The sequence below is a fragment of the Caproiciproducens lactatisolvens genome, assembly GCF_052443335.1.
In the GTDB taxonomy this organism is placed as follows: domain Bacteria; phylum Bacillota; class Clostridia; order Oscillospirales; family Acutalibacteraceae; genus Caproiciproducens.
Map to the genome: position 1 here is coordinate 1,006,585 of NZ_CP195750.1, position 16,002 is coordinate 1,022,586.

20 protein-coding genes and 1 riboswitch are annotated in these 16,002 nt (G+C 53.8%); all 20 genes read left to right on the forward strand.

Annotated features, from left to right (window positions below):
• Window positions 1-17: 17 nt before the first annotated feature.
• Window positions 18-431 (forward strand): EamA family transporter, encoded by a 414-nt coding sequence (locus tag ACRQV7_RS04895; RefSeq protein ID WP_275712839.1) that lies wholly within the window; start codon window positions 18-20, stop codon window positions 429-431.
• 61 nt (window positions 432-492) lie between these two features.
• Window positions 493-1,119 carry a hypothetical protein gene (locus ACRQV7_RS04900; RefSeq protein ID WP_444659673.1) on the forward strand — a complete coding sequence of 209 codons (627 nt, stop codon included), beginning with the start codon at window positions 493-495 and terminating at the stop codon, window positions 1,117-1,119.
• A 127-nt stretch (window positions 1,120-1,246) separates the two neighbouring features.
• Window positions 1,247-1,609 (forward strand): YlxM family DNA-binding protein, encoded by a 363-nt coding sequence (gene ylxM, locus ACRQV7_RS04905; protein WP_275712836.1) that lies wholly within the window; start codon window positions 1,247-1,249, stop codon window positions 1,607-1,609.
• A 15-nt stretch (window positions 1,610-1,624) separates the two neighbouring features.
• The gene (gene ffh, locus ACRQV7_RS04910; RefSeq protein WP_275712835.1) at window positions 1,625-2,950 is read left to right on the forward strand and encodes a signal recognition particle protein; all 1,326 of its coding nucleotides are present in this window, start codon (window positions 1,625-1,627) and stop codon (window positions 2,948-2,950) included.
• 67 nt (window positions 2,951-3,017) lie between these two features.
• Window positions 3,018-3,260 carry a 30S ribosomal protein S16 gene (gene rpsP, locus ACRQV7_RS04915; protein WP_038323312.1) on the forward strand — a complete coding sequence of 81 codons (243 nt, stop codon included), beginning with the start codon at window positions 3,018-3,020 and terminating at the stop codon, window positions 3,258-3,260.
• A gap of 17 nt (window positions 3,261-3,277) precedes the next feature.
• Window positions 3,278-3,511 carry a KH domain-containing protein gene (locus tag ACRQV7_RS04920; RefSeq protein ID WP_275712834.1) on the forward strand — a complete coding sequence of 78 codons (234 nt, stop codon included), beginning with the start codon at window positions 3,278-3,280 and terminating at the stop codon, window positions 3,509-3,511.
• A gap of 90 nt (window positions 3,512-3,601) precedes the next feature.
• Window positions 3,602-3,698, forward strand: a riboswitch (THF riboswitch).
• 65 nt (window positions 3,699-3,763) lie between these two features.
• Complete coding sequence (locus ACRQV7_RS04925; protein WP_275712833.1) at window positions 3,764-4,318, forward strand: folate family ECF transporter S component; 555 nt, start codon at window positions 3,764-3,766, stop codon at window positions 4,316-4,318.
• A gap of 206 nt (window positions 4,319-4,524) precedes the next feature.
• Window positions 4,525-5,040 (forward strand): ribosome maturation factor RimM, encoded by a 516-nt coding sequence (gene rimM / locus ACRQV7_RS04930; RefSeq protein WP_444659674.1) that lies wholly within the window; start codon window positions 4,525-4,527, stop codon window positions 5,038-5,040.
• Complete coding sequence (trmD, locus tag ACRQV7_RS04935; protein ID WP_444660221.1) at window positions 5,030-5,797, forward strand: tRNA (guanosine(37)-N1)-methyltransferase TrmD; 768 nt, start codon at window positions 5,030-5,032, stop codon at window positions 5,795-5,797. The genes rimM and trmD overlap by 11 nt, the downstream gene beginning before the upstream one ends.
• A 251-nt stretch (window positions 5,798-6,048) precedes the next feature.
• Complete coding sequence (locus ACRQV7_RS04940) at window positions 6,049-6,312, forward strand: HPr family phosphocarrier protein (RefSeq protein WP_038323319.1); 264 nt, start codon at window positions 6,049-6,051, stop codon at window positions 6,310-6,312.
• Window positions 6,313-6,407: 95 nt separating this feature from the next.
• Complete coding sequence (uvrC, locus tag ACRQV7_RS04945) at window positions 6,408-8,264, forward strand: excinuclease ABC subunit UvrC (protein ID WP_444659675.1); 1,857 nt, start codon at window positions 6,408-6,410, stop codon at window positions 8,262-8,264.
• 68 nt (window positions 8,265-8,332) lie between these two features.
• Window positions 8,333-8,884, forward strand: coding sequence for a 16S rRNA (guanine(966)-N(2))-methyltransferase RsmD (gene rsmD, locus ACRQV7_RS04950; RefSeq protein WP_444659676.1), 552 nt, complete (start codon window positions 8,333-8,335; stop codon window positions 8,882-8,884).
• Window positions 8,881-9,381 carry a pantetheine-phosphate adenylyltransferase gene (gene coaD / locus ACRQV7_RS04955; protein WP_275712826.1) on the forward strand — a complete coding sequence of 167 codons (501 nt, stop codon included), beginning with the start codon at window positions 8,881-8,883 and terminating at the stop codon, window positions 9,379-9,381. Before rsmD ends, coaD begins: the two co-directional genes overlap by 4 nt.
• A complete protein-coding gene (locus ACRQV7_RS04960; RefSeq protein ID WP_141827642.1) occupies window positions 9,374-9,847 on the forward strand; it encodes an ATP synthase F0 subunit B in 474 nt (157 codons plus the stop codon). Before coaD ends, ACRQV7_RS04960 begins: the two co-directional genes overlap by 8 nt.
• Window positions 9,848-10,084: 237 nt before the next feature.
• Entirely contained in the window at window positions 10,085-10,504 is a 420-nt protein-coding gene (mraZ, locus tag ACRQV7_RS04965; protein WP_275712823.1) for a division/cell wall cluster transcriptional repressor MraZ, read from the forward strand.
• Window positions 10,505-10,519: 15 nt separating this feature from the next.
• Window positions 10,520-11,446: a 16S rRNA (cytosine(1402)-N(4))-methyltransferase RsmH gene (gene rsmH, locus ACRQV7_RS04970; protein ID WP_444659677.1), complete on the forward strand. Its 927-nt coding sequence runs from the start codon at window positions 10,520-10,522 to the stop codon at window positions 11,444-11,446.
• A gap of 41 nt (window positions 11,447-11,487) precedes the next feature.
• On the forward strand, window positions 11,488-11,985 hold the full coding sequence (locus ACRQV7_RS04975; protein WP_275712820.1) for a hypothetical protein: 498 nt from the start codon (window positions 11,488-11,490) through the stop codon (window positions 11,983-11,985).
• A gap of 131 nt (window positions 11,986-12,116) precedes the next feature.
• Window positions 12,117-14,336, forward strand: coding sequence for a penicillin-binding transpeptidase domain-containing protein (locus ACRQV7_RS04980; RefSeq protein ID WP_444659678.1), 2,220 nt, complete (start codon window positions 12,117-12,119; stop codon window positions 14,334-14,336).
• A gap of 26 nt (window positions 14,337-14,362) precedes the next feature.
• Window positions 14,363-14,863, forward strand: a complete 501-nt coding sequence (locus tag ACRQV7_RS04985; protein ID WP_275712818.1) for a hypothetical protein — start codon at window positions 14,363-14,365, stop codon at window positions 14,861-14,863.
• 81 nt (window positions 14,864-14,944) lie between these two features.
• Window positions 14,945-15,952, forward strand: coding sequence for a phospho-N-acetylmuramoyl-pentapeptide-transferase (gene mraY / locus ACRQV7_RS04990; protein WP_444659679.1), 1,008 nt, complete (start codon window positions 14,945-14,947; stop codon window positions 15,950-15,952).
• Window positions 15,953-16,002: the final 50 nt, after the last annotated feature.

A 16,002-nucleotide genomic window follows, 5' to 3' on the forward strand; every position in this document is an offset into this window, starting at 1 on the left:
GGAGATGAGGCGGCGTGATGTGGGTTGTTTACGCAGTTGGGTCCGCGCTGTTTGCGGCTTTGACGTCGATTCTGGCAAAGATCGGTATCGAGAATGTCAATTCCAATCTCGCCACAGCGGTCAGAACCGTTGTGGTGCTGGTTCTTGCGTGGGGAATCGTCTTTTTTACCGGAGCGAATACCGGAATCAAAAACATTACACAGAGAAGCCTGCTGTTTTTGGTCCTGTCCGGCATCACAACGGGCCTTTCTTGGCTTTTTTATTACAAAGCGATCCAGATCGGCCCGGTTTCCAAGGTCGCTCCGATCGATAAATTCAGCGTGGTCATCACAATTGTCCTCGCGTTTCTGTTCCTGCATGAAAAAATAGACATGAAGACCATTCTCGGGGGAATTCTGATTACTGCCGGTACGTTCGTCCTGATTCTGTAAAGAGGGGGAAATTGTTCTGAAAACGACGCAAACCCGAAAAAAAGGGCCTCTGATCATTCTTGTGTCCGTGCCTGTTCTGCTGCTCGCGGTCGTCGGGATCCTGTTTGCGCTGGCTCTGAACGACCCCAACGCACCCCTTGCGCCAGGCGGGGAAACGGATTCTTCCGCGGTGACCGCAAAGCTCCTTGTCGCCGCCGGCACCGGAAAGCCGGCCGAGCTGACCGGGGAAGAGGTCGGTGCGCTGATGACCCAAAAGCTTGCGCAGAACGGACAGCGCGCCGTTTCCGGAGTGCGGCTTACCGTCAACAGCGACAACACCGTTGACGCCTATCTGCCCGTTTCCTACAAAGGGATGAAGCTGGGCGTCAGCGCCAACCTGACGGTCGGCTGGGACAGCGCGAAAAAGGAGATCCGCGCCGCGGTCAACTCCGTGAAAATCGGCCGTTTGCCGGTCGATCCCGCGTGGGCGCTTTCCCATGCCATGGATTCCCTTCCGAAAGGCGCCGGGCGGGAGGGCAATATCCTGTACCTGCCGCCGCCGATGTTCGGCACCTATGAAATGCCGAACGACGCCCCGGGCAGCATCAGCGGGATGGAGGTCCGCGACAGGAAATTCCTGCTGAATTTTTCCGTGGATATGGCTAAACTGGAGGATTACCTGAAAGAGCAGCTGAAATCGATTCTGTAATCAATCCCGGTGAAAAATAAAAAGCGCGGCGCTTCGGCCTTTTTTCCTATTGACAAGCGCCGCGTTTTATTGTATAATTTGTAACTGTAAAGTTAATTACTTTACAGGCTGAATGGAGGGGTATCGGATGTCGAAAAATCTGGAAATATCGTTATTGCTTGATTTTTACGGGGATATGCTGACCGACAAACAGCGCGAGGTAATCGAATATTATTACAACGAGGATTTATCGCTTTCCGAAATCGCGGACAACCAGGGCATTACCCGCCAGGGGGTACGCGATTCCATCAAGCGCGCCGAATTTCAGCTGCTGGACATGGAGGAGCGCCTGGGCCTGGCCCGCCGTTTCCGTGAGATGAGAAGCGGTCTGGAGCACATCAGCTCCGCTGCCGAACAGATTAAAGAATACAACGATCATTACATATATTCCAATGAGCTTGAAAACAACGCGAAGCTGATTCTTGATATTTCCCAAAAGCTCTGCGAATAGGAAGGAGGGCCCCTGTTGGCATTTGAAGGTCTTGCCGATAAGCTGTCGGCCGCATTTAAACGGCTGAAATCAAAAGGAAAACTGAATGAGGCCGACGTAAAGGAAGCAATGCGCGAAGTCCGCCTTGCCCTTTTGGAAGCCGACGTAAACTATAAGGTCGCCAAAGACTTTACCAATACCGTGAGCGCGCGTGCCGTCGGCACCGAGGTGATGGAAAGCCTGACCCCGGCGCAGATGGTGATTAAAATTGTAAACGAGGAACTGACCGCTCTGATGGGCGGAAGCGACGCGAAGCTCGCCAGCCCTCCGTCCCCCCCGACCATTATCATGCTCTGCGGCCTGCAGGGCGCCGGTAAAACCACCCACGCCGGAAAGCTGGGGCTGATGCTGAAAAACAAGGGCCACAGGCCCCTTCTGGTCGCGTGCGACATTTACCGTCCCGCCGCCATCAAACAGCTGCAGGTCGTCGGCGAAAACGCCGGTGTTCCCGTTTTTGAAATGGGGCGGGAAGACCCCGTGAAAATCTGCAGGGCCGCCGTCAGGCACGCCAGAGACTACGGCAACGACATGGTCCTGATCGATACCGCCGGCCGTCTTCAGATCGACGAAGTCCTGATGAACGAACTGAAAAACATCAAAAACGAGATCGGCCCGCACGAGATTCTGCTTGTGGTGGACTCCATGACCGGCCAGGAAGCCGTCAATGTCGCGAAAACCTTTGACGAGCTGCTGAACATCACCGGCGTGATCCTGACAAAGCTGGACGGCGACACCCGCGGCGGCGCGGCGCTTTCCGTGCGCGCGGTGACGGGCAAGCCGATCAAATTCGCCGGTACCGGCGAAAAGCTGCAGGACCTTGAAGTTTTCCACCCGGACCGCATGGCCTCGCGTATCCTCGGCATGGGCGACGTGCTCACCCTCATTGAGGACGCGCAGAGCAGGCTTGACCGCAATGCCGCGGAAAAGACCGCCCAGAAGCTGATGCAGAACAAGCTGGATTTCAACGACCTGCTCGACCAGCTGGTGCAGGTAAGGAAAATGGGGCCGCTCAAGAATGTGCTTTCCAAAATGCCCGGAATGGATAAACAGCTCAAGGACGTGGACATCGACGACCGTCAGATGGACCGTGTGGCGGCGATTATTCTTTCCATGACCCCCGAGGAGCGGAGCAAGCCGTCCGTCATCAACCCCTCGCGCAAGCGGCGCATGGCCGCGGGCAGCGGGATGAAGGTGGAGGACGTCAACCGTCTGATCAAGCAGCTGGAGCAGATGCAGAAGCTGGTGAAGCAGATGAAAGGCCGCGGAAAGCGGCGCTTTTCCGGCATGGGGATGCCGTTTTAATTGAATTCATCCAAGAAGGAATTCCCTTTTGGTGAAGATATTGATCAATTTGTGGAGGTGAAACATCATGTCAGTAAAGATTAGATTACGCAGAATGGGTGCAAAAAAAGCTCCTTTCTATCGTATAGTTGTTGCAGATTCCCGCTTTCCGCGCGACGGCCGTTTCATTGAAGAAATCGGCTATTACAATCCGCTCGAGGAGCCGTCCGTCGTGAAGGTGGATGCTGAAAAGGCCAAGAAATGGATTGCTAACGGCGCACAGCCGACAGACACCGTGAAATCTCTGTTCAAGAAACACGGCGTACTGTAATCGCGGAGGATAAAACAATGAAAGAACTGCTGATTGCGATTGCACAGGGACTTGTCGAAGACCCGTCCGCCGTTCGCGTGGACGTTGACGAGCCCAACGAGGAAGGAACCGTTGTTTATCACCTGCACGTTGCCGAAGACGACATGGGCAGGGTGATCGGCAAGCAGGGCCGCATTGCCAAAGCGATTCGCATTGTCATGCGCGCCGCCGCTACCCGCAGCAACGGGAAAGTATCCGTTGAGATTGACTAAGCGTTCAGGCAGGGCTGCAACAGTGCTGTTGCGGCCCTGCTTTGTAGAAACGCGCCGCCCCGGGTAACGGGGCAAACAGAAAATAATTATGGCAGAGTAGAATTTTGTGCGTTAAGTGCCGCCTGAACGGGGAGTTGTCAGGCGGACGAAAAGGAAACTTGCGGTACAAAATTCGCATCCCGCTGCTGCATACTCTGAGGATTCCCTCTTTTATGTAGCAGATGAATACACAACATAAAGGAGGAAATTTCTTTGAGTTTTTCTTTTCAGTCTGTTAAATCATCCGTTCAGGAGCTGAGGAACGTAACAACCATTGCAATGTGCGGGCTGTTGATCGCCTTAAATGCCGTTCTGGGCATTTTTACCGTACCCGTTTCCGACATTTTGCAGATACGGTTTTCCTTTCTGACCATCGCAACGTCGGGCTTTTTGTACGGCCCGGTTGTCGGCGGTATTGTGGGGGCCATCGGGGACGTGGTAAATTACGTGCTTCGCCCGGCGGGTCCGTTTTTTCCCGGCTTTACCCTGAACGCCTTTCTTTCCGGGTTCGTTTACGGACTCATTCTTTACAAAAAACCGGTGACGGTATGGAGGGTTCTGGCCGCCAATACCATTGTGATGGTTCTGGTGAACTTCCTTCTGAATTCCCTGTGGCTTTCCATCATGTATGGCAAGGCCTTTCTTGTGGTTCTCTCCGTACGCGTCGTGACAAATCTGCTTTTACTCCCGGTGAATGTGGCCATGCTTTATACGCTGCTGAAATTCGTTCAGAAAATCCCCGTCCTGCGCCTGAGAAAAACACACTAAGCGTTCCAGGCAGCCGGTCAGGCAAAGCAACTTCTTTTTGGCTCCCTCTGTGAGGGAGCTGGCAGGCAAAGCCTGACTGAGGGGTCTAATAAACCGGGGAGTTCTCGCTTTCGGGACGCCTGCGGCGATGCTCTCAGACAGTTACGCCGAATGGGCAGGTGTAGAAAAGCCGCCGCGGGGAATCCTATTGATTCATGGAGGATATTATGGTCAATCAGTTTTTGGAGGCGGGCAAAATTGTGGGGACACATGGCCTTCAGGGGGAACTGCGCGTGGATCCCTGGTGCGATTCGGCCGAGTTCCTGGCCCAGTTCAAAACGCTTTATTGGGACAAAGGCGCTCAAAAGCTGGAAGTCACTTCTTCGCGCGTCCACAAAACGCAGCTGCTTTTAAAGCTGGAGGGGATTTCCACCATTGAGCAGGGGGACGTGCTGCGCGGCAAAATTCTCTACATCAGCCGCGACGACGTAAAGCTGGACAAGGGCCGGTATTTTATGCAGGACTTGATCGGACTGGAGGTTTTTGACGCCGATACCTGCATCTACTACGGGACCCTGACGGAAATTATGCGCACCGGCGCAAACGATGTTTATCAGATTACGTCGGAAAATAAGAAGAACTATTTGATTCCGGCAATACCGGAAGTAATTATAGATATCAATATTACGAATGGTAAAATGCAGATACGGCCGCTTAGGGGGATTTTTGATGATGCGGATTGATTTTCTCACCCTTTTCCCCGACATGTGCGAGGCAGTCATGTCCGAAAGCATCATCGGGCGGGCACGCAGAAAAGGCGCGATCGAGGTGTACTGCCACCAAATCCGTGATTTTGCATATGATAAACATAACAGGGTCGACGACTGTCCGTTCGGCGGCGGCATGGGCATGCTGCTCATGGCGGAGCCGATTGCCCTGTGTATTGACGATTTAATTGAAAAGCTGGGGAAAAAGCCCCATCTGGTGTACCTGTCTCCACAGGGGAAAACCCTGACACAGCAGCGTGTGAAAGAGCTGGCGCAGCTCCCGAATCTTGCGCTTCTGTGCGGCCATTACGAGGGAATCGACGAGCGCATTATCGACCGGTACGTGGATGAGGAGATCTCCATCGGGGACTATGTCCTTACCGGCGGCGAGCTTCCGGCGCTGGTGCTGGCGGATTCGGTCTGCCGGATGGTCGACGGGGTCCTTTCCAGCGAGGAATGCTTTCGGGAGGAGAGCCATTTTCATTCCCTTCTGGAGTATCCGCAGTACACCCGTCCGGCGGTGTGGCGCGGGGTCAGGGTCCCGGACGAACTGATGACGGGCCATCATGAAAATGTGAGAAAATGGCGTAGGCAGCAGTCGGTTCTGCGTACTTTGCAGAAAAGGCCGGAGCTGCTGGAAAAGGCCGATCTGACAAAAGAGGACACGGAGTTTTTAGCCAAACTGCTTTCCGAGACGAAAAAAACCGAAACGGAAAACGGAAACGAAGCATGAACCGAAAGAAAAATGGGAACAGTACAGCAGAGAAAACAAAAGTTTTCAACAATTATGGCACATTGCACAAAGCAATGCCGAACATAATCCACCCGATTCGGTCATCAATCCAAAGTTTTTTTATTTAGTTGACGGTATGCTGAATTGTGATATAATAACTGTGAATCATAGAAAAATAACAATGAAACTGATATTTTTTATTTATTAATGATGATGCGGAAACGACTTTCTGTTTAGGAGTGAATGAAGTAATGTGTGTTAAAGAAGTACTGGTTCAGAATCAAGTGGGCCTTCACGCGCGCCCCGCTACATTTTTTATTCAAAAGGCGAATGAATACAAATCCTCTATCTGGGTGGAAAAAGAAGAAAGACGCGTGAACGCGAAAAGCCTTCTGGGCGTTTTGTCCCTTGGTATTGTCGGAGGGACCACCATCCGCATTATTGCGGACGGCACGGATGAAGAAGAGGCGGTAAACAGCCTTGTGGAATTGGTTCAGTCCGGTTTTACCGAGTAATTTATTCTGCCAAACAGCACCGCTTAACCGGCGGTGCTTTTTTGTATTTACAACCCGTGCTGATTGTTCCGGGTTGCGCAGCAGAGGAGGGTATCATGACAGACCATGAAAAACATATCAGGGAGCTCCGAAGCCGCGCCATGCGCCTTCCGCTCAGCCCCGGCGTCTACATCATGCACGACAAGTCGGGCAAGATCATTTATATCGGCAAGGCAAAGGCGCTGAAAAACCGTGTCAGCCAGTATTTCGGTTCCGAAAAGAACCACGACGAGAAAGTGCGCCGCATGGTCGCCAACGTGGAGTATTTTGAGTATATTCTGACGGACAGCGAATTCGAGGCCCTGGTGCTGGAGTGCAGCCTGATCAAGCAGCACACCCCGAAATACAACATCCTGTTAAAGGACGACAAGGGCTATCATTATATTAAGATTACCTCCGGGCCGTGGCCAAGGATTTCACAGGCGAAGCAGATCCTTGACGACGGCGCGAATTACATCGGCCCTTATGTCAGTTCGTGGGCGACCAAGGAAGCCATCGACGAGGCGCTGAAAATTTTCCGGCTGCCGTCCTGCTCGCGCAGGTTTCCGCAGGATATCGGCAAAGCGAGGCCGTGCCTGAATTATTATATCAAGCAGTGCTGCGCGCCGTGCCGCGGGAGGATCGGCGAGGAGGAGTACAACGAGTACGTGGAGGAAGCCATCGATTTCCTGCGCGGCGGCAGTGCCAAAAGCATGCACCAGCTGGAAAAAAAGATGAACGATGCCGCCGAGGCGCTGGAATTTGAACGCGCCGCGCGCATCCGCGACCGTCTGACGGCCATCAGGCGCATGAGCGACCGGCAGAAGGTGGTGGCCGCGCGCGTGCCGGAGCAGGATGTTATCGCGCTGGCGCAGGGCGCCGAAACAAGCTGCTTTGAAGTTTTCCGTTTTCTCAACGGCCGCCTCTGCGACCGCGAAACTTTTTTAATGGGGGAAACCGGAAATCCCAAGGTTGCCCGCGGGGAATTTATAGAGCGCTATTACACCATGCGCGACCGGATTCCGCCGCGCGTCTGTCTGGACGGCTCCGCGGAAAACACGGAGCTTCTGGGGGAATGGCTGACGCAGAAGGCGGGAAGAAAAGTGACGGTCACCGTTCCGCAGAAGGGAGAGCAGGCCCGGCTTGTGGAAATGTGCCGCAACAACGCGGCGGAGCAGGTGGCTCAGGCTACGGGCCGGACCGTGCGGGAGGCCTCCGCCCTGGACGAGCTCGGCCGGCTTCTGGGGCTGGAACAGCCTCCTCTCTATATTGAATCCTACGATATCTCGAACCTTGCCGGCAGCGAGAACGTGGCTGGCATGATCGTGTTTGAAAACGGAAGGCCGCTGAAATCCGCCTACCGGAAATTCAAAATCAAATCGGTGGAGGGGCAGGACGACTACGCTTCCATGCAGGAAGTAATTGAACGCCGCTTTCATGAATATTTCGACGCACAGGGAAAAAATATTACCGACGGCTTCGGACGTCTGCCGGACCTGATTCTGCTGGACGGCGGCAAGGGACATGTCGGTGCGGTCCGGCCCGTGCTGGAAGCCGCGGGGCTGAAGATTCCGCTTTTCGGTATGGTCAAGGACGACAAGCACCGCACCCGGGCCATTGCGTCCGACGGGGGAGAAATCGCCATCAATTCCAACCGCAAGGCCTTTACGCTGGTTTCTTCCATTCAGGACGAGGTGCACCGCTTTGCCATTGGATACCACAGGCAGGCGCGCAAAAAGACAACTATTTCCTCCGAACTGACCTCCATCGAGGGTGTGGGACGGGCCCGCGCCAAAGCGCTGCTAAAGCACTTCAAGACCATCCGGGCGATCCGGAATGCGGATCTGTCGGAACTGTCCGCCGCGCCGGGCATGACGAAGCCGGCCGCGCAGAATCTGTTCCGTTATTTCCATCCGGAAGAGGAAAAAAGTTGACACAGCGCCTTTATAATGGGATAATAACGTTTATAGGATTATTTTGTAATTTTTAAGGAGATCCATATATGAGAGTAATCACCGGGTCTGCCCGCGGTTCGCGGCTGACCACACTGGAGGGCGAAAGCGTCCGCCCTACGCCGGAAAGGGTCAAGGAAGCGCTGTTCAGCGCCATTCAGTTCCAGATTGAGGGCAGACGGGTGCTGGACCTTTTCGCCGGTTCCGGCCAGCTTGGAATTGAGGCGCTGAGCCGCGGCGCAAAGCAGACGGTTTTTGTCGATGCGAGCAGGAATTCCATTGCTGTCGTGGAGAAAAATCTGGAGCATACGGGCCTTGCCGAAAACGCGGTGATCAAAACAATGGATTTCGCCGCTTTTCTGCTGCAGAACCGCGAGCGCTTTGATCTTGCGTTTCTGGACCCGCCCTACCGTACCGGGCTGCTTCAGCGGGCGCTGCCGATGACCGCACAGGTGATGAACACGGGCGGGACCATTATCTGCGAGCATCCCCGCGACGAGGAACTGCCGGAAACAGCGGGCGATTTTATCCGCGCCCGCAGCTACCGCCACGGCAAAATCCAGCTTACCCTATACAGACATAAGGACGTGACCGAATCATGAAAATTGCAATTTGCCCGGGCAGCTTCGACCCGGTTACCTTAGGCCATCTGGACATTATCAACCGGTCACGCAAGGTTTTTGACAAGACCATTGTCGCCGTTCTGGTAAATCCGGAAAAGCACACACTGTTCACGGTGGAGGAAAGAATCGAGCTTCTGAAACGCTGTACCTGTGAGATGAAGGACGTGGAAGTGGTCGGTTTCGACGGGCTGCTTGCCGATTACGCCCGCGAGCGCGGCGTGACGGCAATTGTCAAGGGACTGCGGGCCCTGTCGGACTTTGAATATGAATTTCAGCAGGCGCTTACCAATAAAAAGCTGAACCCCAATCTGGAAACCATGTTCCTGACCACAAGCGCCGAAAATATGTTTTTAAGCTCCAGCATTGTCAAACAGATCGCCCGTTTCGGCGGGGACGTTTCCAATTTCGTGCCGGAGTGTATTTTGAGCGACATCAAAGAAAGATTAAATGCAGGGGAGGAATCGCATGATGAGTGAGTTAAACACCGAAGATTTAATTGACGAACTGTACGATATGGTAGAGAAGGCCTGGAGCCTTCCCCTCAGCCGCGGACGCGCGGTGCTGGACGGCGACGAGGTAAAACAGATCCTTGATGAAATCCGCGAAAGCCTTCCGCAGGAAATCCGGCAGGCAAAGGCAATCTGCGCGGACCGCGCGCAGATCATCAGCGACGCAAAGCGCGAGGCCGAGACCGTCGTCCGTGTGGCGGAGGAACGTGCCAAGGCCATGGTAAACCAGGATGAAATCGTCAAACAGGCACAGCAGAAGGCCAACGACCTGCTCAGTCAGGCGCAGGCGAAATTCCGGGAAATGCGCAAGGCCTCCAACGATTACATAGACGATCTGATGAAACGCACGGACGACGGTCTCGCCGCCAACCTTGCGGAGCTTCGCCAGACCAGGCAGAATATTAAAGCGTCCCAGCGCTCCGGTCAAAATTAAACAAAATTTTCCAATTTTTTAAAAACCACGGTACAAGATATTGTATCGTGGTTTTTTTACTGCACCAATATAGGATTTTATATGCAAAAACAAGGGAATTTGGTTGACATAATCAAAAAAATAACAGTTGCATTTTAAAAATAAATACGCTATAATCAAAACACAAGTGGTGAAAGGTGGGGGTAAGTAGCACAAAGTGGTTTTCAAGACGTGCTTTTACCCGAAAAGTGGCTTGCAATGTTGATCGGCGAGTACCAACATAATATAGACACGAAAGGCCGTGTGATCGTTCCGGCCAGATTCCGTGAGGATCTGGGCGAGCATTTTTACATCACAAAGGGGCTGGACGGCTGTCTGTTTGTGCTTTCACCCGAGGAGTGGACAAGGCTTCAGGACAAGGTAAAGGCAATGCCGATTTCCAAAGCGAGAGGCCTTCAGCGCTTTTTCTTTTCCGGCGCGGCGGAAGTCGAACCGGACAAGCAGGGGCGTATCCTCATTCCGCAGGTCCTGCGCGACCACGCGCAGCTTACAAAGGACGTAACCTTCATCGGTACGTCAAGCCGGGCGGAAATTTGGGACAGCAAACGCTGGAATGACTTCAATTCCAATTTGACAGAGGAAAGCATAGCCGAGGCAATGGATATGCTTGAGCTTTAAGCGGGCGGTATCAGTATGGAATTTCTTCATAAGCCGGTTTTGTTCGATGAAACCATTGAAAGCCTCGATATTCATCCGGACGGCGTTTATATTGACGGGACCGCGGGCGGCGGAGGGCATTCGCAGGCCATTGCGGACAGGCTGACTACGGGCAGGCTCCTTTCCATCGACCAGGACCCCGACGCGGTCAGAGCCGTGACCGAAAGGCTGAAATCCTACCGCTGTTCCACTGTTTATCAGGCGAATTTCTCCGAAATGGCCGAAGTGGCGGCAAGCCTGAAGCTTGTCCCCGCCGACGGCGTTTTACTCGATATAGGGGTGTCCTCCTATCAGCTGGACAACCCGGAGCGCGGGTTCTCCTACCATTCGGACGCGCCTCTTGACATGCGCATGAGCCGGACGGGCGTTTCCGCCGCGGAGCTGGTCAACAGCCTCTCATGGCAGGAGCTTGCGCAGATCATCAGCCGTTACGGCGAAGACAGGAATGCGCGCGGCATTGCAAAGGGAATCGTAAAGGCCCGGGAACAGAAACCGATTCAGACGACCCTTGAGCTTGCGGAGATCATCAAGGAATCCGTCCCCGCGGCGGTCCGCCGCGAACAGGGGCATCCCGCGAGGAAAACCTTTCAGGCGCTCAGAATCGCGGTCAACGGGGAACTGGACAGGCTGTCCGAAGGACTGGACGCCGCGTTTTCCATCTTAAAGCCCGGCGGAAGACTCGCGGTCATTACGTTCCATTCGCTGGAGGACAGAATCGTAAAGCAGCGCATGGCTTCCTGGTGTACGGGCTGTACCTGCCCGCCGGATTTTCCGGTCTGTGTGTGCGGCAAAAAGCCGAAAGCAGAGCTGCTCTACAAAAAAGGGCTTGCACCGGGTGAGGCGGAGCTGAAAGAAAATCCCCGCAGCCGCAGCGCAAGGCTCCGCGTCTGCATTAAATTGTAAAAAATCCATTTAAAATAAATTTTATGACAGGAAGTGAAAATATGGCTTCTCCAAACAGCAACGAAGCGTATGATTTTGCATTGTTTGAACCCAAACGACAGCAGCAGGGACCCGCCAGAAAAAGCAATATTATAGAACTTCCCAAGGAAAAACTGGAGCAAAACAGAAGGACAAAGATCGGCTTCTTCCGCGCCGTATCCACTTTCCTGACCTTTGCCATTATGGTCGGCATTGTGGGAACCATGGTTTACGGACAGGTACAGCTGACCGAGCTGACCGAGGACCTGAACGCCGCGACAAAAACGCTCAACGAAAGCGAAAGTGTTTATACGCAGCTTCAAATGAAATCCGACTCCCAGCTTTCCCTGCAGACCGTGGAAAACTATGCGACCAATCAGCTCGGCCTGAAAAAAATTGAACAGAATCAGGTGGAGCCGATCTCTCTTTCCAAGGGGGATAAAACGCAGGTTGTCCAGAAGAGCGGGGATGAAAACTGGCTCACTTCGCTTTGGAACTCTATCCTGCAATTATTGTCATAAAAAAAATAATTGATAAATAAGTATTACTACCCAAATTTGTTGAGATGTTTGGTTTGGTATGCAAAAAAAGGAGAGTTGAGAGCGAATCTTGACTCTCATTTTTGTAACATAGTCTTTTTGGAGGAACAGCAATGGCAAAAGGGACGACAATCAGAATGTGGCGCCGTACGATCTTTGTGCTGGTCGTGCTGATCGCCGTCGGCTTCGGCGCGATTATTTTCAGTCTTGCCAGACTGCAGCTGGTGGAGGGGGAGAGCCTTCAGACCCGCGCGGTCGACCAGCAGCTGAAGGATACCTCCATCAGCGCCCAGCGCGGTACGATCTATGACTGCAATATGAAGCCGCTCGCCCAGAGCGCCACCGTGTGGAAGGTAGTGCTGGAGCCCGCGTTTATCACGGATAAGAACCGGGAAAAAATCGCGGACGGCCTGGCGAAGATTCTGGGCATGGACAAAAACGAAATCATCGAGCGTAGCAAGAAAAAAACATATTACGACGAGCTCAAGCGCAAGGTGGAAACGGATGTAAAGGATGAGGTCCTCAAGTTCAAGGCGGACAATGACATCGGCAGCGGAATCCGGCTGATCGAGGACTATAAAAGATATTACCCGTACGGAGCGTTCGCGGCTTCCGTTCTGGGCTTTACCGGTACGGACAGCCAAGGCCTTTACGGCATTGAAAAGCAGTACGACAGCTATCTGACCGGCGTGCCGGGAAAGCTGGTCACCGCGAAAAACGCCATCGGTACGGATATGCCCTTTCAGTATGAGCAGAAGGTGGAAGCCCAGAACGGTTCCAGCCTTGTGTTGACTATCGACGAGGTGGTCCAGCACTTCCTTGAAAAAAATCTGGAGGAAGGCGTTATCACCAACAAGGTCGGCAACCGCGCCTGCGCGATCGTCATGAATGTGAAGACCGGCGCGATTTTAGGAATGGCGGTCAAAGGGGATTTCGACCCGAACAATCCGTTTGTCGTAGCGGACCCGACGGAGGCCGCCCAGATTGCCGCGATGCCCGAGGGAAAAGAGAAAACCGCCGCGCTGAAAGCCGCGCAGGAAAAGCAGTGGAGAAACAAGTCGGTCAGCGATACCTATTATCCGGGCTCCGTTTTCAAAATGGTGACGGGTTCCTCCGCGATGGAAGAGGGCGTGGTCAATGAAAACTCGACCTTCTTCTGCAGCGGCTCCATCAAGGTGTCGGACAGAACGATTCACTGCTGGAGGTCGTACGGCCACGGCAGCGAAACCTTTGTGCAGGGACTCTGCAATTCCTGCAATCCAGTTTTCGTACAGCTCGGCGAAAGGCTGGGCCCCGACAATTTCTTTAAGTACTTTACCGCGTTCGGCCTGACGGCCAAGACGGGCATTGATCTGCCCGGCGAGTCGCGCAGCATCTATTATACCGCCGCCCAGCTGAACCCCGTGGAGCTTGCCACGGAATCCTTCGGGCAGAACTTCAGTATTACGCCTATTCAGATGATTACCGCGGCCTCTGCGGTCGCCAACGGCGGCTATATGGTGCAGCCCCATGTGGTCAGCCAGATTATCGACGCCGACGGCAATATCGTGAAATCCGCCGATACAACGCCGAAGCGTCAGGTGATTTCCACCGACATTTCCCAGCGCATGTGCAAAATCCTGCAGACCAACGCCACCATCGGCACGGCGAAAAACGGCTATCTGCCCGGCTACCGCGTCGGCGGAAAGACCGGTACGTCCCAGAAAATGGATGTGTTCCAGAAGACCGGGACCATGCAGTACATCGCGTCCTATCTGGGTTTTGCCCCCGCGGACGATCCGCAGGTAGCCATGCTGGTGTTCTTTGACGAACCGCACGGCGACAGCTACTACGGCGCCGCCGTAGCCGGCCCTGTTTTCTCCAGAACGATGGAGGAAATCCTGCCGTACCTCGGCGTGGAACGCAAATATACCGATTCGGAGCTGGCGAAGCTTGACGTAAACGCTCCGGACGTTGTGGGAAAGACCATTCCGGCGGCCAAAGCGGATCTTGCCAGGATGAAGCTGACGCCGAAGGTTTACGGAAACGGGGACAAAATTGTTTCTCAGGTTCCGGAACCGGGCAAAACCATTCCGCAGAACGGTACGGTGGTGCTGTTTACGGACGATTCGGGTTCCAGCAAGACGGTCACGGTGCCGAAACTGACCGGGCTTTCCCTTTCCGCCGCCAACAAGAAGGCCGCGGATGCGGGAATCAATATCAGTATCTCCGGTGCGGCGCTGACCAACGGGACCAACCCGGTTTCCAACTCACAGAGTATTGCCGAGGGCACCAAGGTGGCGCCCGGAACGGTGGTAACCGTCGGATTTATAGAGCCGAATCAGGTGGAGTAATCATTTAGAGCAGGGGGATGACAATTTTGGCAAACTTTCATTCAGCGAAAAAGCTGATTGCTGTAAGCGATAAAAAGGGGCATACTATTTCGGTGCTGAACGATATTCTGGCTTTCTGCGGCCACGAAAATTATTTGCTCGCGCCGGCGGGGGAAAGTGTTCCGGAAGATGTGCAGCCTGCGGTTCTGCTTCTCTGCGACGCCCAGCGCCCGGCCGCCGACGGATTTGCGGTCTGCGTGGCGGACTACGCCTTTTCCGCCATGCCTGAAATCGCCGCCCTGAAGCCGCTTACTTATTCCACGGTCAGCGACAGCGCGGACTTTACGGCGAGAAATATCCGGAAGCTTCCGGAAGGGTTTGCCGCCTTTGAAATGATCGGGGTCGGCGTGATCGGCCGGGTCAGGCTCGCGGCCGACAGCCTGGACTGGGTCGGTCCCGCGCTGGCCGCCGCCGCGGCGGCGATTGCCTGCGGGATTTCGTTTGCCGAGGTGCTCGACGCGCTGAACAGCCTTCAAATCGGGGATTAAAAAAACAAAAGAATTATGGTATAATAAAATGCTTGTACTTTGCGTGCGGGCGACAACGATAAAAAGGTGGAGTCAGAACATATGAACTCGGTTTGGATCATTTCCGCGGTTATTCTTTCCTTTGGAATCACCGCTCTGCTCGGCAGATGGATGGTACCTTTTCTGCATAAGATCAATTTTGGCCAGACGATCCGTGAGGTCGGTCCCAGGTGGCACCAGAAGAAAAACGGTACCCCGACGATGGGCGGCTTTATGTTTATGATCGGGATTGTCGCCGCCGTTCTGGTCTGTGTGCCGCTTTATTACAGCGTGACCGAAAAGAATTCCTTGGAAATGATGATGAGGACGAAAGTTTTCGGCGGCCTGCTGATGGCAATCGGCTTTGGGGCGGTCGGATTTTTCGACGATTATATCAAGGTTGTCAAAAAGCGCAATCTGGGACTGAACGTGCGGCAGAAGCTCGTTCTGCAGTTTATCATCGCGGCCGCCTATCTCTATTCGCTGCGCCTGGCCGGAAGCACCTCCGCCACGCTGATTCCGTTTGTGGGCAGCGTCGATCTGGGCGTCTGGTACTGGGTCATCGCGCTGCTCGGCATTGTCGGAATGGTGAACGCCGTCAATTTCACGGACGGCATCGACGGGCTGAACGCTACGGTTACTTTTTTCGTAAGCCTTTTTTTCATGCTGATCGCCGGCATGATCGGCATTCACGGGATCAGTATTTTTGCCGCCGCCGCCGCGGGCGGGTGCCTCGGCTTCCTGATCTGGAACATGAACCCGGCGAAGGTCTTTATGGGGGACACCGGCTCGCTTTTTCTGGGCGGAATCGTGTGCGCTCTCGGCTTCGGGCTGAATCTTCCGATTTTGATTTTGCCGCTCGGTATTATTTATATCTGCGAAATTCTTTCCGTTGTGCTTCAGGTGTCTTATTTTAAGGCAACGCACGGAAAGCGGCTCTTTAAAATGAGCCCGATTCATCATCACTTTGAAATGTGCGGATGGGGAGAGCTGAAAATCTGCCGCGTGTTCGGTCTGGTGACGGTGCTGTTCGGCATCGGCTCCGCCCTTCTCGTATATTATGGATTTTGACCGAATATTTTCGCCGTGTGTGCGCAGTATTTAATTGTGACAAATATTTT